Source organism: Sulfurimonas sp. (assembly GCF_026988655.1).
Classification (GTDB): domain Bacteria; phylum Campylobacterota; class Campylobacteria; order Campylobacterales; family Sulfurimonadaceae; genus Sulfurimonas.
This window is the reverse complement of record NZ_JALSKT010000041.1, coordinates 16,219-41,752: the sequence shown is the minus strand read 5'-3', so window position 1 is coordinate 41,752 and position 25,534 is coordinate 16,219. Positions and strand designations below refer to the sequence as shown.

At 32.5% G+C, this 25,534-nt stretch carries 21 protein-coding genes; 8 read left to right on the top strand and 13 right to left on the bottom strand.

Features of this window, described 5'->3' with window-relative positions:
• Window positions 1–32 precede the first annotated feature (32 nt).
• Entirely contained in the window at window positions 33–1,301 is a 1,269-nt protein-coding gene (locus MV052_RS03850; protein WP_297441155.1) for a CCA tRNA nucleotidyltransferase, read from the top strand.
• Here MV052_RS03850 and MV052_RS03845 read toward each other — a convergent pair.
• From MV052_RS03845 to dnaA, 4 genes are all read right to left on the bottom strand, one after another.
• Complete coding sequence (locus tag MV052_RS03845; RefSeq protein WP_297441154.1) at window positions 1,262–2,641, bottom strand: EAL domain-containing protein; 1,380 nt, start codon at window positions 2,639–2,641, stop codon at window positions 1,262–1,264. The genes MV052_RS03850 and MV052_RS03845 overlap by 40 nt on opposite strands.
• 8 nt (window positions 2,642–2,649) lie before the next feature.
• A complete protein-coding gene (gyrB, locus tag MV052_RS03840; RefSeq protein WP_297441153.1) occupies window positions 2,650–4,971 on the bottom strand; it encodes a DNA topoisomerase (ATP-hydrolyzing) subunit B in 2,322 nt (773 codons plus the stop codon).
• A gap of 78 nt (window positions 4,972–5,049) precedes the next feature.
• Complete coding sequence (dnaN, locus tag MV052_RS03835) at window positions 5,050–6,117, bottom strand: DNA polymerase III subunit beta (protein WP_297441152.1); 1,068 nt, start codon at window positions 6,115–6,117, stop codon at window positions 5,050–5,052.
• Between the two features lie 182 nt (window positions 6,118–6,299).
• Window positions 6,300–7,607, bottom strand: coding sequence for a chromosomal replication initiator protein DnaA (dnaA, locus tag MV052_RS03830; RefSeq protein ID WP_297441151.1), 1,308 nt, complete (start codon window positions 7,605–7,607; stop codon window positions 6,300–6,302).
• A 128-nt stretch (window positions 7,608–7,735) separates the two neighbouring features.
• Here dnaA and ruvC point away from each other — a divergent pair, with 128 nt between their 5' ends.
• Both ruvC and MV052_RS03820 read left to right on the top strand, forming a co-directional pair.
• Entirely contained in the window at window positions 7,736–8,218 is a 483-nt protein-coding gene (gene ruvC, locus MV052_RS03825) for a crossover junction endodeoxyribonuclease RuvC (protein WP_297441150.1), read from the top strand.
• A 3-nt stretch (window positions 8,219–8,221) separates the two neighbouring features.
• Window positions 8,222–8,539: a pyrimidine/purine nucleoside phosphorylase gene (locus MV052_RS03820; RefSeq protein WP_297441149.1), complete on the top strand. Its 318-nt coding sequence runs from the start codon at window positions 8,222–8,224 to the stop codon at window positions 8,537–8,539.
• Here the strand turns inward: MV052_RS03820 and MV052_RS03815 are convergent.
• The 6 genes from MV052_RS03815 to purB all read right to left on the bottom strand — a co-directional run bounded on the left by MV052_RS03815 (window position 8,536) and on the right by purB (window position 17,141).
• A complete protein-coding gene (locus MV052_RS03815) occupies window positions 8,536–11,946 on the bottom strand; it encodes an FIST N-terminal domain-containing protein (RefSeq protein WP_297441148.1) in 3,411 nt (1,136 codons plus the stop codon). The two genes, MV052_RS03820 and MV052_RS03815, sit on opposite strands and share 4 nt — an antisense overlap.
• A 60-nt stretch (window positions 11,947–12,006) precedes the next feature.
• Window positions 12,007–12,429 (bottom strand): thioredoxin TrxC, encoded by a 423-nt coding sequence (gene trxC, locus MV052_RS03810; RefSeq protein WP_297441147.1) that lies wholly within the window; start codon window positions 12,427–12,429, stop codon window positions 12,007–12,009.
• Window positions 12,430–12,513: 84 nt separating this feature from the next.
• Window positions 12,514–12,897 (bottom strand): flagellar assembly protein FliW, encoded by a 384-nt coding sequence (gene fliW / locus MV052_RS03805; RefSeq protein WP_297441145.1) that lies wholly within the window; start codon window positions 12,895–12,897, stop codon window positions 12,514–12,516.
• A 9-nt stretch (window positions 12,898–12,906) separates the two neighbouring features.
• Window positions 12,907–13,248, bottom strand: coding sequence for a hypothetical protein (locus MV052_RS03800; RefSeq protein WP_297441142.1), 342 nt, complete (start codon window positions 13,246–13,248; stop codon window positions 12,907–12,909).
• The gene (locus tag MV052_RS03795; RefSeq protein WP_297441140.1) at window positions 13,239–15,605 is read right to left on the bottom strand and encodes a ribonucleoside-diphosphate reductase subunit alpha; all 2,367 of its coding nucleotides are present in this window, start codon (window positions 15,603–15,605) and stop codon (window positions 13,239–13,241) included. Before MV052_RS03795 ends, MV052_RS03800 begins: the two co-directional genes overlap by 10 nt.
• A gap of 207 nt (window positions 15,606–15,812) precedes the next feature.
• Window positions 15,813–17,141 (bottom strand): adenylosuccinate lyase, encoded by a 1,329-nt coding sequence (gene purB / locus MV052_RS03790; protein ID WP_297441138.1) that lies wholly within the window; start codon window positions 17,139–17,141, stop codon window positions 15,813–15,815.
• Between the two features lie 383 nt (window positions 17,142–17,524).
• On the opposite strand from purB, the gene MV052_RS03785 reads away from it, so the two are divergent.
• On the top strand, window positions 17,525–18,436 hold the full coding sequence (locus MV052_RS03785) for an RNA pseudouridine synthase (protein WP_297441136.1): 912 nt from the start codon (window positions 17,525–17,527) through the stop codon (window positions 18,434–18,436).
• A 517-nt stretch (window positions 18,437–18,953) separates the two neighbouring features.
• On the opposite strand, the gene rlmN is transcribed toward MV052_RS03785, so the two are convergent.
• From rlmN to hisF, 3 genes are all read right to left on the bottom strand, one after another.
• Window positions 18,954–20,036 carry a 23S rRNA (adenine(2503)-C(2))-methyltransferase RlmN gene (gene rlmN, locus MV052_RS03780; RefSeq protein ID WP_297441134.1) on the bottom strand — a complete coding sequence of 361 codons (1,083 nt, stop codon included), beginning with the start codon at window positions 20,034–20,036 and terminating at the stop codon, window positions 18,954–18,956.
• Complete coding sequence (locus tag MV052_RS03775; protein ID WP_297441132.1) at window positions 20,033–20,575, bottom strand: purine-nucleoside phosphorylase; 543 nt, start codon at window positions 20,573–20,575, stop codon at window positions 20,033–20,035. The genes rlmN and MV052_RS03775 overlap by 4 nt, the downstream gene beginning before the upstream one ends.
• Before the next feature lie 67 nt (window positions 20,576–20,642).
• On the bottom strand, window positions 20,643–21,401 hold the full coding sequence (gene hisF, locus MV052_RS03770) for an imidazole glycerol phosphate synthase subunit HisF (RefSeq protein ID WP_297441130.1): 759 nt from the start codon (window positions 21,399–21,401) through the stop codon (window positions 20,643–20,645).
• 150 nt (window positions 21,402–21,551) lie between these two features.
• On the opposite strand from hisF, the gene MV052_RS03765 reads away from it, so the two are divergent.
• The 4 genes from MV052_RS03765 to folE all read left to right on the top strand — a co-directional run bounded on the left by MV052_RS03765 (window position 21,552) and on the right by folE (window position 25,534).
• Window positions 21,552–22,025, top strand: a complete 474-nt coding sequence (locus MV052_RS03765; RefSeq protein ID WP_297441128.1) for a CZB domain-containing protein — start codon at window positions 21,552–21,554, stop codon at window positions 22,023–22,025.
• A 70-nt stretch (window positions 22,026–22,095) separates the two neighbouring features.
• Window positions 22,096–22,938: a 16S rRNA (adenine(1518)-N(6)/adenine(1519)-N(6))-dimethyltransferase RsmA gene (gene rsmA / locus MV052_RS03760; protein WP_297441126.1), complete on the top strand. Its 843-nt coding sequence runs from the start codon at window positions 22,096–22,098 to the stop codon at window positions 22,936–22,938.
• Entirely contained in the window at window positions 22,877–24,847 is a 1,971-nt protein-coding gene (locus MV052_RS03755) for a ribonuclease J (protein WP_297441124.1), read from the top strand. The genes rsmA and MV052_RS03755 overlap by 62 nt, the downstream gene beginning before the upstream one ends.
• Before the next feature lie 102 nt (window positions 24,848–24,949).
• Complete coding sequence (gene folE, locus MV052_RS03750; RefSeq protein ID WP_297441122.1) at window positions 24,950–25,534, top strand: GTP cyclohydrolase I FolE; 585 nt, start codon at window positions 24,950–24,952, stop codon at window positions 25,532–25,534.

The following is a 25,534-nucleotide window of genomic DNA, read 5'->3' as shown; positions in this document are numbered from 1 at the left end:
TCAATAAATATTTTTTTGTGTAGGAAACCTAAATGCTTCAATATCCCAAAGTACTTGATATTATCTTTGATGAGCTACATAAAAAAGGGATAAAACCTATCATAGTTGGGGGATTTGTTCGTGATGCTTTGCTCAATATCCCTTCTGCTGACATTGATATAGAACTGTATGGTATTAATTCACTACAAGAAGTTGAAAAGATTTTAGCAAAATTTGCAAAAGTTAACAGTGTGGGGAAAAATTTTGGTATTTGTAAGCTTATATTTCATACTCTTGATCTTGATTTTTCACTCCCAAGAAAAGACAATAAAATTGCACAAGGACATCAAGGCTTTGAGGTGAGTATAGATACTTCACTTAACTTTAGAGATGCTTCTTCTAGGCGAGATTTTACCATAAATGCTATGGGTTATGATGTACAAAAAAAAGAACTTCTAGATCCTTTTTCTGGTTTAGAAGATTTGAAAAACCATCTCTTAAGAGCTGTAGACCTGAAAAAATTTGATGAGGATCCTCTTCGTGTTTTACGGGCTATCATGTTTGCTTCTCGTTTTAATCTACATCTTGATGCACTACTTTTTCAAAAGTGCAAAATGATGATGCATGACAATGTACTTCTTCAACTCCCACGTGAACGAATTTTTGATGAAATAAAAAAAATACTTTTAAAATCTCCTAAACCTTCTTTAGGTTTCAGACTTTTAAAAGAGATTGATGGTTTTATATTTTTTCAAGAGTTTAAGAATTTGAGTGATGAAAAGTACAATTTAATACTACAAAGCTTAGATGTATATAGTAAACAATCAAGCAAAGATGAAAAAACAAATCTTATCATCTTCTTTTCTCTTCTAAGTTCAAAATTTACTTATTCACAGACACAAAGCTTTCTTAGTAAAATAACAAATGACAAAGAGTTGATTAAAAGTGTTTTACTACTCACTCAAACGCAGTTATCCTTAGAAAATTATAATAATTACACCTTGTATAAACTTGCTTGTAAAGTAAATATTTCTCTCTATCTTAGATATCTAAAAGCATTGCATCACAATAAAAAAAATGATTTGATTCATAAAATATCCAAAACAGCAAAAGCTTTACACATTTATAATCAAAAAGCGAAACCACTAATACTTGGCAGAGACTTACAAGCAGAGGGTTTAAAGGCTTCCAAAGAGTTTGGAATTATTTTAAACGCAGCATATGAAGCACAAATGAGAGAGGAGTTTAAAGATAAACAAGAGGCAATTATATGGCTAAAAAATTATCTCTCAAGTTCTAAATTTGATAAAACTTTACCCTGAATATAATTAATACCTATCTTTTGAGCCATAGCAAGGCTTTCTTTGTTTTCAATATTTTTCATCCAGGTCTTTACACCTTTTTCTTGTGCCATAGTTTGAAATCCCTCAATAATACTCAAGTTTTTTTGTAATTTTTTATCATTTGAATAATAGGTATCAAAACGAACTATATCAATCTCAAGTTCACGAAGATATAAAAAGCTTGTATGAATAGAACCTAATCTATCTATAGCAATCCAAACATCCATCTTTCGTAATGAATCTATAATACTGTTATATCTTTTTATAAAACTGTAATATTCCATTTCTGATAAGATAAGTATTATTTTAGAATTGTTATATTCTTTTAGTAACTCTTTTAATTTCGTTAAAAATTTATCGTTTCTCAAAGATGTAGGAAATATATTAATTGCATAGCGCTGTTTGTCCGCATACTTTGTAATAATTTCTTCAATAACCATTAAATCAAAATCCACTCCTAAAGAGAGTTTATTTAAGACTTTTCTATATGATTTTGGATGAATTATTTTGCCATTAGCTGCGTTTAGCCTTATAAAAGCTTCTTTAAATACACTCTTATTTCCTTCATAAACATCCTGCTCCATCAAAGTAAAACTGCGTTTAGACAAAGAGTCTATCACAATTTTTTCAAGTTCATTTGGGTTAATAATATCTTCATTTTTCAGATTTTTTTTCTTGCTTTGTAATTCAAAAAGATGTTCAATAAGATAATCAAGATCCTGTGAGTAGTTCGTATCAGTAATCGCACCAGAAAACTTAATCTCTATATCATCAACTTTTAATTCATTTGATTTTAAACACATCAAGTCCAATATAGTACTATATTTATCTTTTGAACCTTCAAGTCCTAATATAAAATCTCCTCCTTTAATATGCCCAAGCGGAAAGTTTTCTATGCCTTCATTTTTCATATAAGAGTTAATCCATTCCACTACTTTTTTAAGGACTTTATCTCCATTTTTAATACCGTACATTTTGTTAATGTCATGAAGATTATCTATATTCAAAAGTATTAAAGTGTACTCTTTTTTATTTTTTATTTCTTTATTGAGATAATTATAAAGATATTCTCGACTAAATGTTTTTGTCACATCATCAGTAATCTTGACATTAAAACCTGCATAAATAAGATATAAAATAAAATATACACTGACAAAAAGCAATGCAATTGCTTCAATATAAAAAGAGGTGTTAAGTGTGTTGTAATTACTAACTAATGTATGAGAAGTAAATGCAATAATGAGTGCAAAAATAGGAAGTCCCATTCTAAGTGCCAACCTAAAACGGTACTCTCTCTCTTTTGTTTGGGGAAGTAGCATACTAAGTGTTAAACATCCAAATGTTTAACATCTTTTGCGTGTGTTTCTATATAATTACGACGAGGTTCAACTTCATCACCCATAAAAAGTGTAAAGGCATCAGAAGCAACTTCAGCATCTTCAATATTTATTTGTAAAAGAACACGATTTTCAGGTGTCATTGTTGTTTCCCAAAGTTGTTCAGGATTCATTTCACCTAAACCTTTGTAACGTTGAATATAAGCACCTTTTTTAGCATACTCTTTGACATCATTTAACTCTTCAATGATGTCTTTTGGAAGTTTTATATCCCACTCTTGAATCTTCTTAAAAACAAAACTTGCTTCATTAAAATGTGGTGCAGCAAACAAATCATCATTGATAAGTAACTCTTCCATTCCACCTTCAGTTTGTACAAAAAGATGAACTTCATTATTTTCTTCATCTATTGAATAGGTTAAAATATTATTGTTAATAGATTCTAAATATTTTTTACTCTCTTGGAATATTTCTTTAGCAGGTAAAGCAATTAAGTCTGGATTTTCTATAAAATGACGAATAAGTTTCACAAGGGAATAACGACGCTCTAAGGCTTCAAGGGAAGAAGCATAATGGTCAACCATTTTAAAGTAAGCTACCAAATCATCATGACCAATTCCATCAACTTCTAAAGATTCAATACCATTGTCAATAAGATAATCATTCATTGCTCTGTCATCTTTAAAATATATCTCTTTTTTCTTACCTTTTGAGTAACGATACAATGGTGGTTGTGCAAGATAGAGATAACCTTTTTCAACAATATCACGGAAATATCTAAAAAAGAAAGTAAGGAGCAAGGTCTGTATATGGGAACCATCAACATCGGCATCCGTCATGATGATAATTTTATGATAACGCAATTTTTCTTCGTTATACTCTTCACCAATTCCACAACCCATAGCTGTAATCATATTGGTAATTTCATCAGATTTGAGAATTTTTTCCAAACGTGCTTTTTCAACATTTAAAATCTTACCTTTGAGTGGTAAAATTGCTTGAAATACACGATCACGTCCCATTTTTGCAGAACCACCCGCTGAATCCCCTTCCACAAGATAGAGTTCACAAATACTAGCATCTTTACTTTGACAATCTGCAAGTTTTCCTGGAAGTGTTCCAACACTCATAGAATCTTTTCTACGTGTTAATTCTCTTGCTTTTTTTGCTGCCTCGCGACCACGTGCTGCCATCAATGCTTTTGAAACTATGGCTTTTGCTTCGATCGGATTTTCTTCGAAATATTTACTTAGAGCTTCACCTGTTGCTTTTTGAATAAGTGGGCGAACATAAGTATTTCCCAGTTTTCCTTTTGTTTGTCCCTCAAATTGAGGTTCAGGAACACGAGCTGAAACGATAGCAATAAGACCTTCTTTTACATCATCTCCAGATATTTTTACATCTTTTTCTTTTACAGCACCATTTTTAGAATTATAATTTGAAATTACTCGGGTAAGTCCAGCACGAAAACCTGCTTCGTGTGTTCCACCATTTGGAGTACGGATATTATTTACAAATGAAGCAAGTTTTTCTTCATAAGAATCGTTATACATGATAGCTATATCAAATTCAATGTCATCTGCTTTACCACTAAAGCTATACACATTTGCTACAACTTCTTTTTTATTCATATCAGTGACGTATTGAGCAATTCCACCCTCAAAATGATAGACTTCTTTTTTACTTGTTCTCTCATCATTAAATTTTATAGTAATAAATGGATTTAAGTATGCAAGTTCTTTAAATCTTTTAGCAAGATAATCATATTCAAAAGTCACTGTTTCTGTAAATATAGAAGGATCAGCACTAAACTCTATCGTAGTACCTGTTTTGCGAGTAGAACCAGTGACAGCAAGAGGTTCTTGAGGAATACCCATCTTAAAATCTTGTTCATGAATTTTACCATCACGGTAAATTGTCATATGCAAGTCAGATGATAATGCATTTACAACTGAAACACCAACACCATGAAGTCCACCAGAGACTTTGTAAGTATCTTTATCAAACTTACCACCAGCATGAAGTACAGTTAAAACTACAGTAGCTGCACTCATTCCCTCTGTAGGGTGCATATCTGTAGGAATACCACGACCATTATCACTAACGATACAAGTACCGCGTTTTGTAAGTGTTATTGTGATTGTGTCACAATAACCAGCCATCGCCTCATCTATTGAGTTGTCAATAACTTCATAAACTAAATGATGAAGACCACGATGTCCTGTGTCACCGATATACATACCAGGACGTTTACGAACTGCCTCAAGACCTTTAAGGACTTTGATATTACTTGCACCGTAATTTTGTTCCATAAAATAACTCCAATTGCCATTATTAGAGCTATTTTATCTAAAAATAGCTAAAAAGAAGTTTTTATGGGTATTTATTGCTTAAATGACTATAGGCATAACAACTGTAATGAAGTTTTCATCTTTTAAAATGAAAGGAAGATTTCCTTCATTTAAACCTATATGAAACTCTGGTGAGTTAATAGAATTTAAAAAATCTAATAGATATTTGGAGTTAATAGCAATAGCAAAGGGTTCACTAAAACCTGTTTGAAATGTTATTTCAGTTTTTGCTTCAATATTATCATCACTAAGTGATTCAAAAGATATAGTCTCATTTAAAAAAGTAATTTTTACATCTGTTGAGATTGTAGTGATTTGTTTGATGGAATCAATCATCATCGCTTTAGGAAGTACTAAATTATGTGTTGTTTCTTTTGGAATTATTCTTGAATATTCAGGAAATTTTCCATTAATAAGTTTTGTAAAGAAAGTGTATTGTTGTGAATGAATAATAAGATTTGTTTCATCATAATAAAGTTCTATATTGTCAAAGAAAAGTTTTTGAATTTCTACAATTGCTTTTTTAGGGATAATAATTGATAGTTCATTTTCGCTTTGATTATGTAAAGTAACAACTGCTAATCTTCTTGTATCAGTGGAAGCAAAATTAATAGCATCTTTTTTAATGTCGATTAAGGCACCATTGAGTTCAAATTTTGGATTATTTGTATCTATAGCTGGTGTGATTTTTTTTAATGATTCTATAAGTGTATGTGATTCAATGGAAATTCTAGCTTTACCTTCATATGATGGAAATTCTGGAAACTCATTATATGAAAATGTTGGTAGTTTAAAGTTTGAATGTGATTGAGAAATTAAAAGATTATCATTTTTAACTTCTAAATTAATTTCTCCATCTTTTAGTATTCTTACTATGTCAAGAAATTTTTTACCATTAGCAGTGATACTTCCTTCTTCATGAATAGTTAGTGTATCAGTAGTAACTAAAAAACCTATCTCATAATCAGTAGCTTTAACTGTTAAGTTTCCATTAGCTGCGTTTAAATATACATGCGATGTAATTTGTGAAGTATCTTTTTTTTCTAGAAAAGGTCCTGAATGAATAAGTATGTTTTCTAATATCGATTTTGATATCGTAATTTTCATCTTTTAAATCCCTATATATTTATATAATTTTAGTAAGTAGTAGTAGGTGCATGTGAATAAGTGAAAATATTCTTTAAATGCCCTAGACTAGCTCTTGTATTGATGTGATGAACTCTTTTGCTTTCATTCACATCTATTCACTTTCACAATTATATCTTTTTTTTTAATTTTTTTAGAAGAAACTAAGAACTCGAACTTATTTTGTTTGTCAATTCTTCGATTTTTACTCTAAAGTCTTCATCATCTTTTATAAGATTATTTATTTTTTTAATAGTATGTGAAATTGCTGTATGGTCTTTCATACCGAAGTATTGTGCAAGTTGTGGCATTGTATTTTGCGTTAATTCACGACAAATATAGATGCATATACGTCTAGCATAAACGATATTTTTACTACGTCCTTTTGAACGGATCTCACTTGGTTTGATATTTAAATCTTTTGCGACCACTTCTGTGATGATTTCCATTGTGAGATTGGCTCTATTTTCATTCATTTGATCTTTAAGAACATTTTTTGTAAACTCAAGGTCAATGTCAACATGCATAAGTTGGGAATAAGCATGAAGTTTTGAGAGAATTCCTTCTATTTCACGAACATTAGAGTCTATAACGGTTGCGATGTAATTTACAATGTCTTCATTTAATCTTACTTTATTTATTTCACATTTTTTCTTGATGATGGCTATTTTTGTTTCAAGTTCGGGTGGTTGAATATCGGCAACAAGACCCCACTCAAAGCGACTTTGCAGGCGTGCTTCAAGACCACCTATTTTTTTAGGATGTTTATCTGCTGTAAGTATAATCTGTTTTCCAGCACCTTTGAGTGCTTCAAAAGTATGGAAAAATTCTTCTTGAATCCCCTCTTTATTACTTAAAAATTGAATATCATCAATAAGTAAAACATCACACTTACGATATTTTTCTTGAAAGCGTTCCATTGTTTTGTTACGAACATGACGAATGAAATCATTTAAAAATTGTTCAACAGAGGTGTAGATAACTACTTTACCTTCATTTTGAAAAACATTTCCAGCAGCTTGCATAAGGTGTGTTTTACCAAGTCCAACACCTCCATAAATAAAAAGAGGATTATAAACTTTTCCTGCATTTTCACTGACACTTTTCACTGCTGCATAAGCAAATTGATTTGATCCACCTACCATAAAGTTGTCAAATGAGTGTGATGGATTTAAGAGTGAGCTTGTTTGTTTGATCTCTGTGACTTTTTTCGCTTTTTTTGTTTCCACTTTGTTTTTGAGTGTTATAAGTATGGAAACTTTTGAACCGCTTTTAATTTCAAAAAGGTGTGCTAGTTTATCATTGTACTTATTTTTAATCCAATTTACCACTAAAGCATTGGGTGCATAAAATATTGCTCTGTCACTTGTTGATTTTTTCGCGTCGTAAGTGAGATACTTGATATATCTGTTATATTCGAGTTCAGTTATTTCATCTTTGAGCGCTTGTAAAACTTCTTGACCTATATTCACATAAAACCTTATTTTTTAAATTATATGTGAATAATACACTGAATAACCATAAGATAGGGTTAAAAATATGTGAATAACTCCCTTGTCACATATGTGAATAACTTTTTTTATTGTGTTATAATTCGCAAATGACAATACTAGGAATAGATCCGGGTACAAGAAATATGGGTTATGCACTTATTTCATTAGAAAACGGAAAAATAGCATTAATAGAGGCTGGACTTATCAAAATGAAAGCCGAAAATTTACAGTTTCAGATACCACAAATGGTTGAAGGACTAGGTAGAATTTTTGAAAAACATACAATTGATGAGGTGGCAATGGAAGATATTTTTTATGCACATAATCCAGCAACGACAATAAAACTTGCCCAATTTCGTGGGGCAATTATGTTAAAATTACTTCAAGAGTTTGGTCAATTTCACGAATACACTGCCTTGCAGGTGAAAAAGGCTCTTACTGGAAAAGCAAAAGCGCAAAAAGAACAAGTTGCTTTTATGGTAAAAAGGCTTTTAAATATAAAAAAAGAGATAAAACCTTTGGATATCTCTGATGCTATGGCAGTGGCTATTACGCATTCACAACGAGTAAAATTAAAAAAGAAGGATTAAAATATGGCAAAATTTGAAAATGTAACAGTAATAAAAGAAGCAAATATCTACTATGATGGAAAAGTAACAAGTCGTACAGTGGAATTTCAAGACGGTAGTGTGAAATCATTAGGAATTATGCTTGAGGGTGAATATACTTTTAATACTGCTGATAAAGAGATCATGGAGATACTCAGTGGTGATGTTAGTATAAAGCTACCAGGTGAAGAGTGGAAAACACTAAATGTTCCAGAATCATTTGAAGTTGAAGCAAATGCTTCATTTGATATCAAAATAAATTCGGTAACAGATTACTGTTGCTCATACATCAAAGAGAGTTAATTTAACTCTTTTACTTGAGCTATTAACTTCGTTAAATGAGAGATGAGTAGGGTTTCATTCTCTTGTTTTTCTTTTTCACTCATATTTGACAACTCTTTTTCAACCTGCACTGACAATTGATATAGATGTTCAAAACGAAGATTCCCAGAAACTCCCTTAATAGTGTGAATAAGTTTTTCATCCAAACCTTTCGTTTGTAATTCATGAAGCATTTTTGTCGCACTTGTTGCGAAGGTATTTAAGAGGCTGTGTATCATTTTTTCATCTGTAATAAACATTTTTTCAAAAATAGTTTTTGGATGTATAATATCAAACGCAGTATTAGGCTTATCTACTTGCATATATGTATCTAAGATAGTTTCGAGTTCACTAAGAATAATGGGTTTATTTAAGTTTGCATCCATACCGGCTTTTCTAAATTTTTCTTTATCTTTTTTTATAACATTGGCAGAGAGTGAAACAATAGGCTGTGTATAATTTTTTTCACGTAGAATTTTTGTCGTTGTAATTCCATCTAATATTGGCATATTGATATCCATAAAAAGAAGAGCATACTTTTTGTTTTTTTCTATAAGTTCAAGCGCTTCTTTTCCATTGTTAGCTATATCACAAGATATATTTTTTTGTTCTAACAACAGACTTAGAAGTAATTGATTTGTAGTATTATCTTCTACAATTAAAACTTTTCCTTCATATTTATTGGATACTGTTTTTTGTATATCTACTGCGTTTGGAAGTTTTACTATTGGGAGTTGCAGTGAAAAGTAAAATGTACTCCCTTTGTTCTCTTGTGTTTGAACTTCTATGTTAGAGTTCATAAGTTTGATATACTGATTACTTATAGCTAAACCTAAACCTGTTCCCCCATACTTTTTACTGATAGAATTATCAGCTTGTGAAAATGATTCAAATATAGAACTTATTTTATCTTTTGCTATACCAATGCCATTATCACTTACAGAAAAATATATTTTTGCGCTATTGTTTGTTATATTTTGAAGTTTGATTTGTACATCTATTTTTCCATTCTCTGGAGTAAACTTTATGGCATTACTTATAAGGTTGTTTATTACTTGTTTGAGTCTTTGTATATCACATTGTAATTGTGTCGGTATATTTTTGTCAATTTTTACATTATAAAATATATTTTTTTTATATGCTAAAGATTCAAATGTTTCAAGTGCATTTTGAATATTTTGTTTAAAGTTACATACTGTATTATTTAGCGTAAATTTTCCATCTTCAATTTTTGAAAAATCTAGAATATTATTGACAATATTTAAGAGTGTTTCACTGTTGTTATGAACAATTTGAACATATTTTTGCGACTCTTGATCAAGTTTCTTTTTTCTTAAAATATCTGTAAAACCTATGATACCATTCAATGGTGTACGTATTTCATGCGACATATTTGCTAAAAATGTTGCTTTTGCTTTTTCAGAAAGATTTGCTTTTAGTAGTGCATCTTCAAAATCAGTGATGTCATAAAGATTGATAATATATTGATAATTTATGGGTTTAACAGCAATTTTAAAAGTGTGTATAGTGCCATCTTTGATTTTCATTTTGACTTTATTAGTATTTACTGCGTTTAGAGCAACATATTCAAAAATATTGGGATTATCGATAATATTTATATAACCCTTTTCTCGAATAAAAAGCTCGCAGACAGAGTTATGTTGCTTTTTAAAGTCTTCAAAGTCTTTATACTCAAGATATTCAAAAAGTTTTTTATTCACTTTTTGGATACCTTTATCTTTAGATGCGAGTATGACGATACTATCTTGATTATCAAAGATAGCTTTGATGAGTTTTTCTTTCTCTTTTATTCGTAGTTTTGATTCTATCTCTTTAGTGATATTTTTTCTGATAGAGATAAACTCTTCAATTTTTCCTTCTTTATCAAGAATAGGCATGATGGTTGCATCAACATAATAGAGTGAACCATCTTTGGCTTTATTTGAGAGTATTCCTTTATAAACTTTTTTTTCACGGAGTATTTTCCACATATTTTTAAAGGTACTCTTTGGCATCTTTGGATTACGAATAATATTATGGTTTGCACCAATGAGCTCATCTTTACTATACTTACTAACATCACAGAAGTTTTTATTTACATAGGTGATAGTTCCATTTATATCACTTTTAGAAATAAGAGAGCTTTCATCTACAACATTTTTATATTCTTGTAGGAGTTTGGTATTTTTGTCTAACTCGTTTGCGGTTTGTTTTATAAAATGGGTCAAAGCTTGAAAGGTCGTATTTTCAAGGTTTTTTGGCATTGTTTGTTTGTGTGTTTTATTTGTTTGTTTAGATTCAGAGAGAACTAAAATGGTTGTTGTACAGTTAAGAAGAGCATTTGTTTTGTTTGTGCTGTAATACTCACCATAGGTGAAAAAACCACTTGTTGGGGCAATATCTTCAAAATATTTAAACTCTCGCTCAAGTCTTTTTCCTAAGAGTGTTTTTCTCGCTATACAAGAGTAGATATAAATAGCTTCTGCAGGTTTGTTAGCAAGTTTGTTTTTTATCTCATTTGCTCCTAAGATGACAGATGCTGCGTTTGAAAAACCAAACTTTACTTTTTGTCCCTCTTTGATTGGTGCTGCTAAAACGATGGCATCTTTATCAACAGTCATTGGTGTCCTAGAAACAACAGTTTCACCCTCTTGATAGAGAAGTTGTATATCTGGAAGAGATACTTCATTGTTTTTAAACAGTTCACTGCCAAGATAGTGTTTAAAGACTTTTAGGGCATTTTTATTATCTATTTCATATATTTTATTATTTTTGACAGAGCTTATTGTAAACTCTTTCCCTATGGGTGCCCAGTTTAGATTGTACTCATTTGAAGCAAAGAGTTTTTTGCCACTAAAAGATACAGCGACACTCCCTTGTGTATAAATTTTTTGATTTAAAAATATAAAAGTATTTTTGAGTCTGAAATTATCTCCGGCTAGTCCTCCAGCTACAACAAGCTCGGGGTTTTGTTTATGTATAGCATGGATAAAACCTTCATAATCTTTTCCTTTTAAACCTTCACTAAGAACAATGGCTGCTTTTGTATTTTTTGTATCTATTTTTTTTGAGAGTTTTTTTCCAGATTTTTTTGTAATCTCTTTGATGTAGGCAGTTTTTAGTTTGCTTGTTTTAAAAAGTGAACAACTAATTATGGTTTCATTTTCGTATATTTTTGCATGAGAAATCTCTCCTGCAGTTGTTGTTCCTATAACTTGAGCCTGAGGAAAATCATGAGCGATTTTATCTAAAAGGTTTTGTATAGTTGTTTTGTTTGTTAGGGATGAAAATATTTGAATAAGTTGGGCAGTATATTTTTGTTTTTTTGCCTCTTTAGAAGCTTTCAAATAAGAGTGTGTATTTTTTAAAGTAAAAGTATAATGCTTCATATATTTGACAACCCTAGAGTAGATTGTGTATTCTAGGGTATATCTGCTTAAAAGTGTATATTAGATAAATTGTGAAACAAGTTGTGATAAGCTATTTTCATCTAACGCACCACTAACACGGTGAACTTCTTGTCCATTTTTAAATATCATCAAAGTAGGAATACTTCTAATACCAAATCTTGCACCAAGATTTTGTTCATTTTCAGTATTTACTTTAGCAAATAGAACTTTGAGTGGAAATTTTTTCGCTGCTTTTTCAAAGTTTGGTGCCATCATTTTACATGGTCCACACCAAGGTGCCCAAAAATCTACAATAACAGGAATATCACTATTGACAATAACTTCATCAAAAGCTGCCTGTGTTAATTCTATTGGTTTTGTATCTAAGAGTGATTGTTTACACTTACCACAATTTGCTTTTTTATAACTCTCTTTTTTGGGAACATTATTAACTGCTAAACAGTGAGGACATACTACTCGCATACTCTCTCCTTTTTTATTTTGATTATACACTAACACACGAAGGATGAAATGCTACTTTAGTTTCATTTCACTGCGTTTAGATGTTTATTTTTTAAAGGACTCTATACGTTCTGCCATTCCAAAATCAGGATTTTGTTTTGGGTCAAGTACAATTTGGGCAAGTCTGTTGTTATCATGATTGATAATTATGGGAGCTAAAAAGTTAACAGTAGATTTTTCTAAGGGCTTTTGGATAACTAGGACATTGTGAACACTTAGTTTACTATCATCTTTTATCTCTAAAATATTTTTAATATCTACTGGAACATCAAAAGAGTATTCTCTTAAAAGATAAGGATTTACCAAGATAAAAGAAATATTATTGTTTTGTGTATCTATCATTCGTGAGAAAAAATCATCTATCTCTTGTATTTCAACTTCTTTGGTATCTGCAAATCCAAGTATTTGGGCACTTACTTTATAACGCATGTTTATCCTTTAAAATGGACTCTCATATGATTTGAGGTCTGTAGATATTATATAAAATATAGAATTTTTTATGGTTGATATATTATAGCACGCCCCAATAGCAAATACAAATTTATTATCATCTTTGAGTATACTTACGCCATCACTCATATCTATAAACTCTAATTGATTTTCTTTGGGAAGTCTAGCATCTACTATGCCAGTAAACTCTAATGTGAGGCTTATCCAGTCAAAATCCCTTGCTTTATCTTGAACTCCAAGAGTGACTTTGATGTGACTGGGAGAGACAACTTCGACTAAACGCAGTTGGGCATCTTTGAAGTTGTCAAATCTATCGAGGTCTATTGACAACCTACACACTCCATAGATCTGTCTTCTACATCATTATGTACTTCAGGTGATTGTGAACGTAGGTAATACGTTGATTTGAGTCCGAGTCTCCATGCAAGCATATATATTTCATTAAGATATCTACCACTTGCTTTATCAAGTGTTATAAAAATATTTAGTGATTGTCCTTGATCTATCCATTTTTGACGAATAGCTGCAGCTTTTATAAGCAGAGTCTGGTTGAGATCATAAGCAGGAATATAATAACTCCAATTATCAGGTGATAAGTTTGGTACAACTACCGGAATAAGCCCACTTAAGTTCTCTTCAGACCATTTACGTTTAAATACCGGCTCAATAGCCTGCGTCGTTCCAGTAAGAATAGAAATAGAAGAAGTTGGTGCAACTGCCATAAGGTAACCATTTCTCATTCCCTGTTTTTTTACACGTGTACGAAGTTCATCCCACTCATATTTTGAAGCGAAAAGACCACCACGGTCAACTAAATTGACAACTTCCGCATTTGCATGGTCTTGAGGGAAAATTCCACGACTCCATTTACTACCCTCAAATTCAGGATAAGCCCCTTTTTCAAGAGCTAAATCTGATGATGCCGCAATAGCGTTATAACAAACAGACTCCATAACTTCATCTATCTTATCGAAGTGTTCTTGACTTCCCCACATGATTCCAGCCTCTGCGAGCATCTGTGCTTCACCCATAACACCAAGACCGATAGAACGACTTTTCATGTTAGTACGTTTTACTTTTTCAACAGGATAAAAGTTTAGGTCAATAACATTATCTAAACATCTCACAGCCGTTGGAACGATACGGTCTATGTCCTCTTTTGTGTTGATACGTGAGAGGTTGATAGAAGCAAGGTTACAAACTGCAGTTGCTCCATCAATTTTTTCTTTTTCCACTACGAAGATAGGTAAACCTCCAAGAGAATCAAGTGCTGTAACTTTTTTAGCTGGTTTTGTTATGCCACTATCAACTGTTACCATCTCTTCTTCTTCATAACTAACACTATCACCACTTTCAAAAATAAATTTGATCTTATAATGGTTTGGCTGTGTATTTTGAAAAATCTCTGTACAAAGGTTTGAACTTCTAATAATTCCGTAGTGGTCATTCGGGTTTGCACGGTTTGCATTATCTTTAAAACAAAGGAAAGGAGAACCTGTTTCAAAGTAAGAAGTCAGAATTTTTTTCCATAAATCTTTAGCTTTTATTTTTTCTTTGATAAGACCTTCATCTTGTTCTAGTTCTAAATAAAGTTTGTTAAACTCTTCTCCATAGGTATTTGAGAGTTCTCTAACATCATAAGGATCAAAAAGTGTCCATATTCCATCTTCTTGAACTCTTTGCATAAAAAGGTCATTGAGCCACATAGCAGGAAATAAATCATGAGCACGACGACGCTCTTCACCTGAGTTTTTCTTCAAGTCCAAGAAGTCATTAACATCAATATGCCAAGGCTCAAGATAAACAGCTATGGCTCCTTTTCTAGTACCTAATTGATCAACTGCTATGGCAATGTCGTTTGTTATTTTTAAAAAGGGAACTGTTCCACCTGCAGCATTTTTATGTCCATCGATAAAAGAACCCATTGAACGAACTTGTGTCCAATCCCAACCAATTCCTCCACCAAATTTTGAAAGCATTGCCATCTCTTTGTAGGCATCAAATATACCTTCAATGTTATCTGGTGTTGAACCAATATAACACGAGCTAAGCTGGTGTCTTGGTGTTCTTGCATTTGAGAGAGTTGGTGTTGCTAACATCACTTCAAATTTACTAATCATGTTATAAAATTTTATTGCCCACTCTTGACGTTTCTCTTCACGTTGTGCTAAAAACATCGCAATTGCCATAAACATATGTTGTGGTAATTCTATAGGATTAGAATTTCTATCTTTTATGAGATATCGATCGTAAAGTGTTTTTATCCCAAGATAATTAAACTGCAAGTCACGTTCTGGTTCTATGTGCTTTTCTAGTTCTTCAAGGTCGTACATCTCTTTTAAACCTAAAAGTATACGTCCCTCTTTCTCACCCTTTTCAAAATATTTTTCAAGTGAGCAGTAACCTGTAAAACCATTTACTTGATGATAAAGGTTAAAAAGAAACAGACGTGATGCTACAAAAGTCCAGTTAGGTGCATCTATGTCTATTTTATCAACTGCAGTTTTGATAAGTGTTTCTTGAATCTCTTTTGATGTGATGCCATCACGAAAGTGAATTTGTGCATCAACTTCTAACTCACTTTGACTTACATTTGCTAAGCCTTTTACTGCAGCCGAAGTATATTTTTGAATTTTTGATATATCTAAAGGTTCTGTTCGTCCATTTCTTTTTATAACTGTTATCATATAATCTGTTCCTGCTTTGAAAGTATTAAATTTTCATATAAATATTATGCCAATATATATATGAAAATTTAGATATAAAGTTTTTGATTTTATCCAAAGTTTATTAAGTGTTAATTGAAAAATTGTCTAAATTTTGATATTTGTTTATTGTTTTGTTCATTGGAAGAAGTGACTTTTATTGGTATAAAAAAAGTCACTTCTTTCTCACTATTTAAAAACTCTTTTAAAAATATTATCTACATTTTTAGTATAGTAATCATAGTTAAAACATTCACGAATTTGTTCTTCACTCAGTTTACTTCTAAGTTCCTCATCAGCTAAGAGGTGGTTGAGATAAAGACTCTCACCTTTGTCATTGACAGTTGGTTTACCTTTTTGAATCTCTTCCCAAACTTTCATAGCATTTCTTTGTACAATTCTGTACGCATCTTCTCGGCTTACACCTTGAAGGGGAAGTTCAAGTAAAACACGTTGAGAGAAAACAAGTCCACCTGTTAGATTGAGGTTACGCATCATATTTTCAGGATAAACTGTTAAGTTTGCTATAACGTTATTCATACGGTGTAACATAAAGTCTGATGTTACAAAAGTATCAGGAAGCCAAAAACGCTCAGTAGAAGAGTGAGAGATGTCACGCTCATGCCATAGTGCAACATTTTCCATAGCAGGAGCTGCGTAAGCACGTATCATTCTTGCAAGACCTGTGATGTTTTCTGTAAGGATTGGGTTACGTTTGTGTGGCATTGCAGAAGAACCTTTTTGCCCTTTTGCAAAATACTCTTCACATTCATACACTTCTGTACGTTGCCAGTGACGAACTTGTACTGCAAATTTTTCTATAGAGCTAGCCATTAGTGCTAAAGATGTAGCTAGTCTTGCGTATCTATCTCTTTGTATGACTTGATTTGAAACAGGTGCAGGCTTAAGACCTAGCTCTTCACAGGTGTACTCTTCAAGTTCTAGCGGTGCATGAGCAAAGTTACCCATTGCTCCACTTACTTGACCAACAGAGATAACTTCCATAGTCTCCTCAAGGTTTTTTAAATGACGTGCCATTTCATCATACCAAACAGCGAGTACAAGACCAAATGTAATAGGTTCACCGTGTATACCATGTGAACGTCCAACCATTAAAGTCATTTTATGTTCCATCGCACGTTTTTTGATAGATTCCATAATCATTTTCACATCTTCAATGATTAAAGAAAGAGAATCTTTCATTTGTAAGGCAACTGCAGTATCGATTGTATCAGAAGATGTCATCCCATAGTGAAACCATCTACTCTCTTCGCCGAGTGATTCAGAAACAGATGTTGTAAACGCAATAAGGTCATGGCGTGTTACCGCTTCAATTTCATCAATTCTTTTTATATCAAAAGCTCCGTTTGTAACAATCTTATCAGCATCTTCTTGTGGAATCTTTCCAAGTTTAGCCCAAGCTTTTACAACTGCTTTTTCTACATCTAACCAAGCTTGATATTTTGCTTGGTAAGTCCATTTTGATGCCATCTCTTCTCGTGAATATCTATCTACCATTGTGTGGGTTCCTTGTGAGTAATATCTTATATTTTATGCTAGAATTTGAAATAGACTTCTTGCATACCTTAGATATAGCTCAGCAATTTAGAGAGAGTTTTAATCAAGGCAGATGTTCTTCAGTGTAGCCGTAGCTACAGTGAAGGTTATCTAACGCAGAGTAAAGCTCTCTCTATAATGCCTAAAGGGAGAAGTAAAAAGTAGCAATCTAGCACAAAAAAATATTTTATCCTTAGCTATGGCTAGGCATAAAAATTTATTTTGCACTATCTCACTACTTTTTACTTCTCTGAGATATATCTAGGGTATGCAAGAAGTCTAATATTAAAGTTAGTTATTTTACAGAATTTATGATAAATAACTGATTAAAAGAGGATTCTAATTTGCCATTTGTAATAAAAAAAATGTTTGTACAAAAGAGACAGAAAGCTTTTATATATTTTATAAACGAGTTAGGGTATACGCAAAAAGAAGCCCAACGTTTCATATCAAAAGGAAGAGTCCTTGTAAATGGCGAGAAGATGCTCAAGACCGCTGGTGAAGTTGAGGGTGAGTTTGAGTTTATATTTTTTGAGCCAATTACGAAAGGTTTAGAGCCTACATTTATAGAAGAAGAATTTGTTGTATTTGATAAACCTAGTGGTGTGTTGATTCATCCTCAAACAAAACGTACACCCTACTCTTTGATTGATGAGCTGAAGTTTCAATTTGGACGTGATGCAAACATTGCACATAGAATTGATCAAGAAACAAGTGGCTTAGTCTTATGTGCTAAAAATAAAAAAAGTGAAAGAGATATCAAAATGATGTTTCAAGAACGTGAAATGAAAAAAAAATATCTTGCATTCGTTCACGGAAAATTTGAAAATGACTTGTGTGTGGATGAGCCTATTTTGAGAGCACAAGATGATAGTGCAGTTGTTCGTATGGTTGTGAAAGTGGATCAAAGAGGGAAATCCTCTAAAACAGACTTCAAACCGCTAAAATATTTTCCTGAGTTAGATATGAGTCTTATAGAGTGTTCTCCTCACACTGGAAGACAACATCAGATAAGGGTACATTTGTTCCACGTGAAACATCCTATAGTTGGTGACCCTATTTATGGACAAAGCGAAGAGAAGATGATTCGTTTTTTAGATAAGTCTTTAACGCCACAGGAGAGGATAGAATTCTCCGGTGCTAAAAGATTATTGTTACATGCTAGTGAACTAGAGTTTGAACTTTATGGGCATACTTACAATATTAAAAGTAAAGTTGATTTTGAAAAAGTTTGTTTTTCATCTTTAGCTATATAGTTAGACACATATGTGAATAACTTTTAAATTTGATAATTTTTTATTTTAAGAATTGTGAATAAAAAGTGAATAGTCGATGAAAGCCCTGAATATAGGGCTTTAAGTAAAATATAATTTATTTTTAAGTCTATATTTATATTAAAAATTTCTTAAAATTTAAATAAATTTAATAATTTATTGTCTTAGTATTGAAAGTATATTCACACTTTAGAACAATGTGTGAATAGTAAGTATTTATGGAGAGATATTTAGATTACTTGTAGTTTATTTGTGATTGGAATTATTTGAGGATAAATATATTTTTTTAAGATTAGTAGGGTATTATTTCATTCATAGACGATCTCCCTGGTGTGTTGATCGTCTTGACTCTAGTTTTCTTCTTTAGTGGCAGCCCAGATAAAACCACCAACACCAACTACAAATACAATAACTAACAAAATAATTTCCGATATGTCTACACCGCTCATAATTTTCCTTGATTTTTGATAGAAGCGTATTATACTCCTAGCTTTGTTATTTAATCGTTAATCTCTGATTTATCTTTCTCTTTTAGTTGACCACAGGCAGCACTGATGTCAATACCTTTTGAGTCACGGATAGTAGAGAGTAAGCCATGCTTGATTAGGTACTCTTGGAAGTTCACCATATCTTGACGTGTAGGACGCTCATACGGAGTTCCTGGATATGGATTGAAATAGATGAGATTGACTTTTGCTTTTATACCCGTTAGAAGCTTGACAAGTTTTTTTGCGGAGCCCAAATCATCATTTTTATTTTTAATCACAAGATACTCAAACATAACACGTTTGCGTGTGTCTATAGGAAAGCGTTTGACGGCTTCTATGATAGAATTAATATTGTGTGCTTTATTCATTGGTATAAGCTCAGTTCTGAGTTCATCATCTACAGCATGAAGGGATATAGCAATGTGAACGCCTAAATCCATTTGGCCAAGCTTATCTATCTTATTGCTTAGTCCACTTGTACTAACTGTTTGTCTTTTTGCAGATATAGCTAAGCCCTCTTCTTCTTTGAAAATCTCTATAGCTTTGGCTAGATTATCAAGATTATCAAGTGGTTCACCCATACCCATATAGACTATATTTATCTTTCTGTTATGTTTGTGGTTATTATCACGTTTGAGGTTAACGACCTGTGCTACTATCTCACCTGCTGTCAAATCCCTAGTAAAGCCACCTTTTGCTGTTAAACAAAATGAGCAACCGACTTTACATCCAACTTGCGTTGAAACACAGATAGTAAATTTTGCTTCTTGTATGATTTCGCCATTATCATCATATTGCGTATCCTTCATTTTTAGCCACACAGCTTCAACTGTTTTTCCATCTTGTAGCTCAAAAAGATATTTTATTGTTCCATCTGTTGACTCTTCTTTGCGTACTATTTTCATTGGATTGACTATATATTTTTGAGCCAAATCTTCTTTCATACTCTTTGGAATATTTTTCATTTCATCAAAGTCTTGGGCATATTGGTGATACATCCAACCAAATATTTGTTTAGCACGGAAGCTAGGTTTCACTAACTCAGTTAGTTCTTTTTGTGTGAAGTCTAATAAGGACGGTTTTGGTTCACTCATTTTGCTGTTAGTTCCTTAATTCTATTTCTTACATGTTCTTCTAGCATTGTTTTTGCTCTGTCTTGGTTCTTCAAGAAATCTTCATGCGCATTTTTGTTAGTATAGTTAGTAACACAAAAAACTCCACCTGCTGGAATATTAAACTCTTGAGCTATTCTTAATACGGAAAAAAATTCCATATTTTCTATACCTACACCAAACTTTAAAAAGTTTTTTGTTAGTTCTTCGTTTGTAGAAATATAGTTAGAAGAGTTGACTACTATGTCTTTTACATTTGTTGTGTTTGTAGTAACAACATTATCAAGTGGCGTATAAGCATCGTTACTTAAAAAAGCAAGTTCGATATTTGAAGCTGTTTTACTCTCAACAATATCAAAGATTTTTTTATCTCCATAACTACCAGCAGTCCCTACAAAAAGTAAAAACTCAGGTTTGTCAAACAAACACAAACGTGTTATATTCATGGCAGTTTCTACTAGACCTACACCCATTGGTGTAGCAAATGAAAAATTTTCATTATTTCCGGCACAGATTATCATTTCATTCCTTCAATTTATTTTATAACGCTGCGTTCTCTTGGGCAGAGAGCTCTCGCAACTAGTTGCTTCATAACCTTACTGGGATGTTGTTTTCGTGAAGATAATGTTTTAAGTCCATTATATCTATCTCTTTATAGTGAAAAATTGAAGCTGCAAGGGCTGCATCAGCACCATGTTCAAAGGCCTCTTTTATGTGCTGCATAGTTCCAGCTCCTCCACTAGCAATGACAGGGACATTAACTGCACGACTGATTTGTTCAGTAATGTTGAGCTCAAATCCTGTTTTGGTTCCATCTGCGTCCATAGAAGTAAGTAAAATTTCTCCACTTCCTCTCTCAACAACTTCTTTTGCCCATGCAACAGCATCTATTCCTGTATCTACTCGTCCACCATTTAAAAATACATTATATTTATCACCACTGCGTTTGACATCTATGGCAGTGACTATGCATTGAGAACCAAAACGTTTGGCACCCTCATCTATCAGTTCTGGACGTTTAATAGCAGCAGAGTTTACACTTACTTTATCACAACCTACATTTAGTAGTTTGTAAATGTCTTCAAGTTTTCGTATACCTCCACCGACAGTGAGAGGGATAAATATCTCGCGTGCAACTTGGGCTACTATATCTACAATGGTGTCTCTGTTGTCAGATGAAGCTGTAATATCTAAAAAAGTGAGCTCATCAGCACCCTCTTCATTGTAGCGTTTAGCTACTTCAACAGGGTCTCCTGCATCTTTTAGCCCAACAAAATTTACGCCTTTAACAACGCGTCCATCTTTTACATCTAAACAGGGAATAATTCTTTTTGCAAAATAGTTCATGGGAGAGTTTGTACCTTTTATTATATATTGAAATTATACAATCTTTGGCTTAATGATTGATTTGTTCCACGTGAAACAAATATTGTATTCTTTTAATCGGTTTAATATATTACGCTACAATCATAAATAAAAATAATATATGGATATGTTATGGGAAAAGAAGATGTTTTAGAACATTTAAGAGCTGCAAAAGCAGCCCATATTAAATGGGTACAAAAAGCAAAACTGTTAATAAACGGAATAGAAGTTCAAGAAGACGCAATCCCAATCGATTCAACCGAATGTAAATTTGGAAAATGGTTTTATAGTGATGGACAAATCTTGAATAGTTTGTCAAATAATCCCATGGAGTGTATGAATACTATAGAATCATTACATTTTGATCTGCATGACAAATATCTTAGTATTTTTAATATATATTTTTCAGAAAATAAGAAACAAGGTTTTTTTGCTAAACTTTTTGGTTTTACTAAAAAGAAAGAGTTAAATGAAGATGAGATTTTTAATGCGAAACAGTATTATAATGAAATGGAAAAGATATCAAAAAAATTGCTTGAAGAAATAAGTAGACTAGAAAGAAGACTTATTGCTGTTTCTGAAGAAAAAATAAAAGCTTTAGTATAAAAATTGATTTAAAGGTATTATTTTTAATAGTATTACCTTTTTGTAAGAAAAAATGAGATAGACTAAGAGAATGAATAAAGAAAGCGTTGTAGCAAAGAAGAAGTTTGGACAAAACTTTCTAAAAGACCAATCAGTTTTAAGAAAAATCGTCGAAGCGATGCCCAAAAATGACCATAAAGTTGTTGAGATTGGACCTGGCTTAGGTGATTTAACTAAATTTTTAGTTGATGTCAAAAGTGTAGAAGCTTTTGAGGTAGATACCGATTTATGTAAACTGTTGCAAAATATATTTAAAGAAGAGATTACTACCAAGCGACTCCACCTTAATTGTGGAGATGTTTTACAAGCTTGGAAGAGTACTTTAGTAGATGAGCCGTATGACTTGGTGGCTAATTTGCCATACTATATAGCTACGAACATTATACTCAAAGCGCTCGCAGATCCAATGTGTAAAAATATACTTGTAATGGTTCAACTTGAAGTAGCAGAAAAGTTTTGTGCATCCTCAGGTGAAAAAGTATTTGGTTCTTTGGGCATAATAGCTCAAAGTGTAGGAAAGGCGAGTATCGTCACTAAAGTTCCACCGACTGCGTTTGACCCTCAGCCCAAAGTAGATTCTGCTGTTTTTCTTATACAAAAAAGTGCTGATAGATCAGATAAAGAGTTCGAGGAGATGCTAAGAGTTGCATTTTCGCAACCTCGAAAAACTTTGATAAAAAATCTCTCTGCAAAATACGATAAGAAAATTCTTCAAGAAGTTTTTGAAACATTAGAACTTACATTAACGATTCGTCCTCATCAGGTTGACACTAACGACTATCACCAACTCTATAAATTAACAAGGAGTTTGGATGGCAGAAGAGACACAAGAGGTAGCGACAAGCAAACCTCAAACGCAAAACAAACCAAATAACAACAGAAGACAAAATAATAATCGTAGACCAAATGGCAATCAAAACAAGCCAGCTGGTGAGAATAATGCAAATGCTAAGTCAAATAACAATGCAAAGCCGAATGCAAGAAATAACAACAACAAAAACAAAAGTAGAGGTCGTCATAAAAGAGGAGCTTCCCCAATAGATGAAAAACTAAAAGCTTTTGTTTCAAAAAATCAAGACTCACATAAACAAAGATTAAATCCTCATTATAAACTTGATCTTAACTCTAAAGCAAAAGTCCGTGTGACTCCACTTGGTGGTTTAGGGGAAATTGGTGGAAATATAGCAGTTTTTGAAACTGAGAATGAAGCAATCCTTGTGGATGTTGGTATGAGCTTTCCAGATGAAGAGATGCATGGTGTTGATATTTTAATCCCTGACTTTTCATATATTAGAGAAATCAAAGATAAAATTGTTGGGATAATTATTACTCATGCTCATGAAGATCATATTGGTGCAGTTCCTTATCTTTTTAAAGAGATGCAATTTCCACTTTATGGAACACCGCTTCCTTTAGCTATGATTGGAAATAAATTTGATGAACATCATTTAAAAGAACATAGAAAATATTTTAATCCTATTGAAAAGCGTAAAGTGTATAAAATTGGAAATGATTTTGAAATAGAGTGGATGCATATGACACACTCTATTATTGATGCTTCATCAATCGCTATTACGACAGAGGCGGGAACAGTTATCCATACTGGTGACTTTAAAATAGATCATACACCAGTTGATGGTTATCCTGCGGATTTACATAGATTAGCATATTATGGTGATAAAGGTGTTTTATGTTTGATGAGTGATTCAACAAATTCACATAATCCTACTCCAACACCATCAGAACTAACTGTTGCACCTGCACTTGATCGTGTATTTAGCAAAGCAGAAGGACGTGTAATACTTTCTACATTTAGCTCAAATATTCATCGTGTCTATCAAGCAATACAATATGCGATGAAATATGGACGTAAAGTGTGTGTTATCGGTAGATCTATGGAGAGAAACCTTGAAGTTACTATGCAATATGACTATATTAAACTTCCAAAAAATATTTTTGTAGAACCAGACGAAGTGGCACATATGAATGATAAAGATATTCTTATTGTGACAACAGGTTCACAAGGGGAAGGGAACTCGGCACTCTTTAGAATGTCGATTGGGGAGCACAGACATATCAAAATTAAACCATCTGATTTGATTGTTCTTTCTTCTCGTGCTATTCCAGGAAATGAGGGCTCAATTTCTCAAATGCTCAATCATTTACAAAAATGTGGTGCTAAAGTCGCCAATGAAAGAGACTTGCATGTTTCAGGTCATGCTTCGATGGAAGAACAAAAACTTATGCTTCGTTTAGTGAATCCTAAATTTTTCTTGCCTATTCATGGAGAGTATAACCATGTTATGAAGCATAAAGAGACAGGTATCATGTGTGGTGTTCCTGAGAGAAATATTCTTCTTATGACAGATGGTGAGCAGATTGAAATCGCGCCAAAATATATGAGAAAAGTAAAAACTGTTAAAACAGGAAAAACATATATTGACAACCAAAACAATCATGAAATTGAAGATGACATCGTTCTTGATCGTCAAAAACTTGCAACAGATGGTGTTGTTATGATAGTTGCTCAAATAAGTGAACAAACTGCAAAAATGATAGACAAGCCTAAAGTAACTACTTTTGGTATAGTTGCAGATAAAAAAGACAAACAATTTGCTAAAGAGATGGAAGATATCATAGAAAACTTTCTGATAAATATGAAACCGGGACTTATAGCAAGTCATAGAACACTTGAGGGTGATCTACGTCAGGTTGTAAGAAAGCATATTTACCGTAAAATGAAAAAATATCCTCTTATTGTTCCACATATTCTTATTCACTAAAGTTATTTCCTAAGGACTTTGTCCGAGGGAAGAACTCATTACATCATCTTTTCAGCAAACTCTTGCTACCCTATCAAAATAAAAACTCTTAAAGGCATAATCTTGTCAGACAATAAAAATGAAGCATTTGAAAATGCAGTAAAAGTAATGATGACTCATGTAGGAGAAGATCCCAAACGAGAAGGACTCCTAGATACTCCTGCTCGCGTGAGAAAATCTTTTGAATTTATCTATGGTGGCTATAAAGAGAACCCAGACGATATTTTAAAAAAAGCGCTTTTTACGAGTTCAAATGATGAGATGGTTTTAGTAAAAGATATAGAATTTTATTCTACTTGTGAGCATCACTTACTTCCAATTATTGGACGCGTGCATGTTGCTTATATTCCTGATGGTAAGGTAGTTGGACTCTCAAAAATTCCACGCGTTGTCAATGTATTCGCTCGACGTATGCAGATACAAGAACAACTCACAGAGCAGATTGCCGATGCTATTATGAATGCAATTACACCTAAAGGGGTAGCAGTTGTAATTCAGGCACGTCATATGTGTATGGAGATGCGTGGTGTTGAGAAGATTAACTCTACGACAACATCTTCAGCGCTTCGAGGTTTGTTTAAAAAAGATGAAAAAACAAGAAGTGAGTTTTTCTCACTTATAAATTCTCCTACTGGTAGCAGATACTAA

Bases quoted from the DNA above. Each gene is read 5' to 3' on its own strand.
- rsmA (WP_297441126.1), top strand. From the start codon at position 22,096: ATGAATAAAGAAAGCGTTGTAGCAAAGAAGAAGTTTGGACAAAACTTT.
- MV052_RS03765 (WP_297441128.1), top strand. From the start codon at position 21,552: ATGGGAAAAGAAGATGTTTTAGAACATTTAAGAGCTGCAAAAGCAGCC.
- purB (WP_297441138.1), bottom strand. From the start codon at position 17,141: ATGGTAGATAGATATTCACGAGAAGAGATGGCATCAAAATGGACTTAC.
- MV052_RS03775 (WP_297441132.1), bottom strand. From the start codon at position 20,575: ATGATAATCTGTGCCGGAAATAATGAAAATTTTTCATTTGCTACACCA.
- MV052_RS03845 (WP_297441154.1), bottom strand. From the start codon at position 2,641: ATGCTACTTCCCCAAACAAAAGAGAGAGAGTACCGTTTTAGGTTGGCA.
- ruvC (WP_297441150.1), top strand. From the start codon at position 7,736: ATGACAATACTAGGAATAGATCCGGGTACAAGAAATATGGGTTATGCA.
- rlmN (WP_297441134.1), bottom strand. From the start codon at position 20,036: ATGAGTGAACCAAAACCGTCCTTATTAGACTTCACACAAAAAGAACTA.
- MV052_RS03850 (WP_297441155.1), top strand. From the start codon at position 33: ATGCTTCAATATCCCAAAGTACTTGATATTATCTTTGATGAGCTACAT.
- MV052_RS03815 (WP_297441148.1), bottom strand. From the start codon at position 11,946: ATGAAGCATTATACTTTTACTTTAAAAAATACACACTCTTATTTGAAA.
- MV052_RS03755 (WP_297441124.1), top strand. From the start codon at position 22,877: ATGGCAGAAGAGACACAAGAGGTAGCGACAAGCAAACCTCAAACGCAA.
- fliW (WP_297441145.1), bottom strand. From the start codon at position 12,897: ATGCGTTATAAAGTAAGTGCCCAAATACTTGGATTTGCAGATACCAAA.
- MV052_RS03820 (WP_297441149.1), top strand. From the start codon at position 8,222: ATGGCAAAATTTGAAAATGTAACAGTAATAAAAGAAGCAAATATCTAC.
- dnaN (WP_297441152.1), bottom strand. From the start codon at position 6,117: ATGAAAATTACGATATCAAAATCGATATTAGAAAACATACTTATTCAT.
- trxC (WP_297441147.1), bottom strand. From the start codon at position 12,429: ATGCGAGTAGTATGTCCTCACTGTTTAGCAGTTAATAATGTTCCCAAA.
- MV052_RS03795 (WP_297441140.1), bottom strand. From the start codon at position 15,605: ATGATAACAGTTATAAAAAGAAATGGACGAACAGAACCTTTAGATATA.
- hisF (WP_297441130.1), bottom strand. From the start codon at position 21,401: ATGAACTATTTTGCAAAAAGAATTATTCCCTGTTTAGATGTAAAAGAT.
- gyrB (WP_297441153.1), bottom strand. From the start codon at position 4,971: ATGGAACAAAATTACGGTGCAAGTAATATCAAAGTCCTTAAAGGTCTT.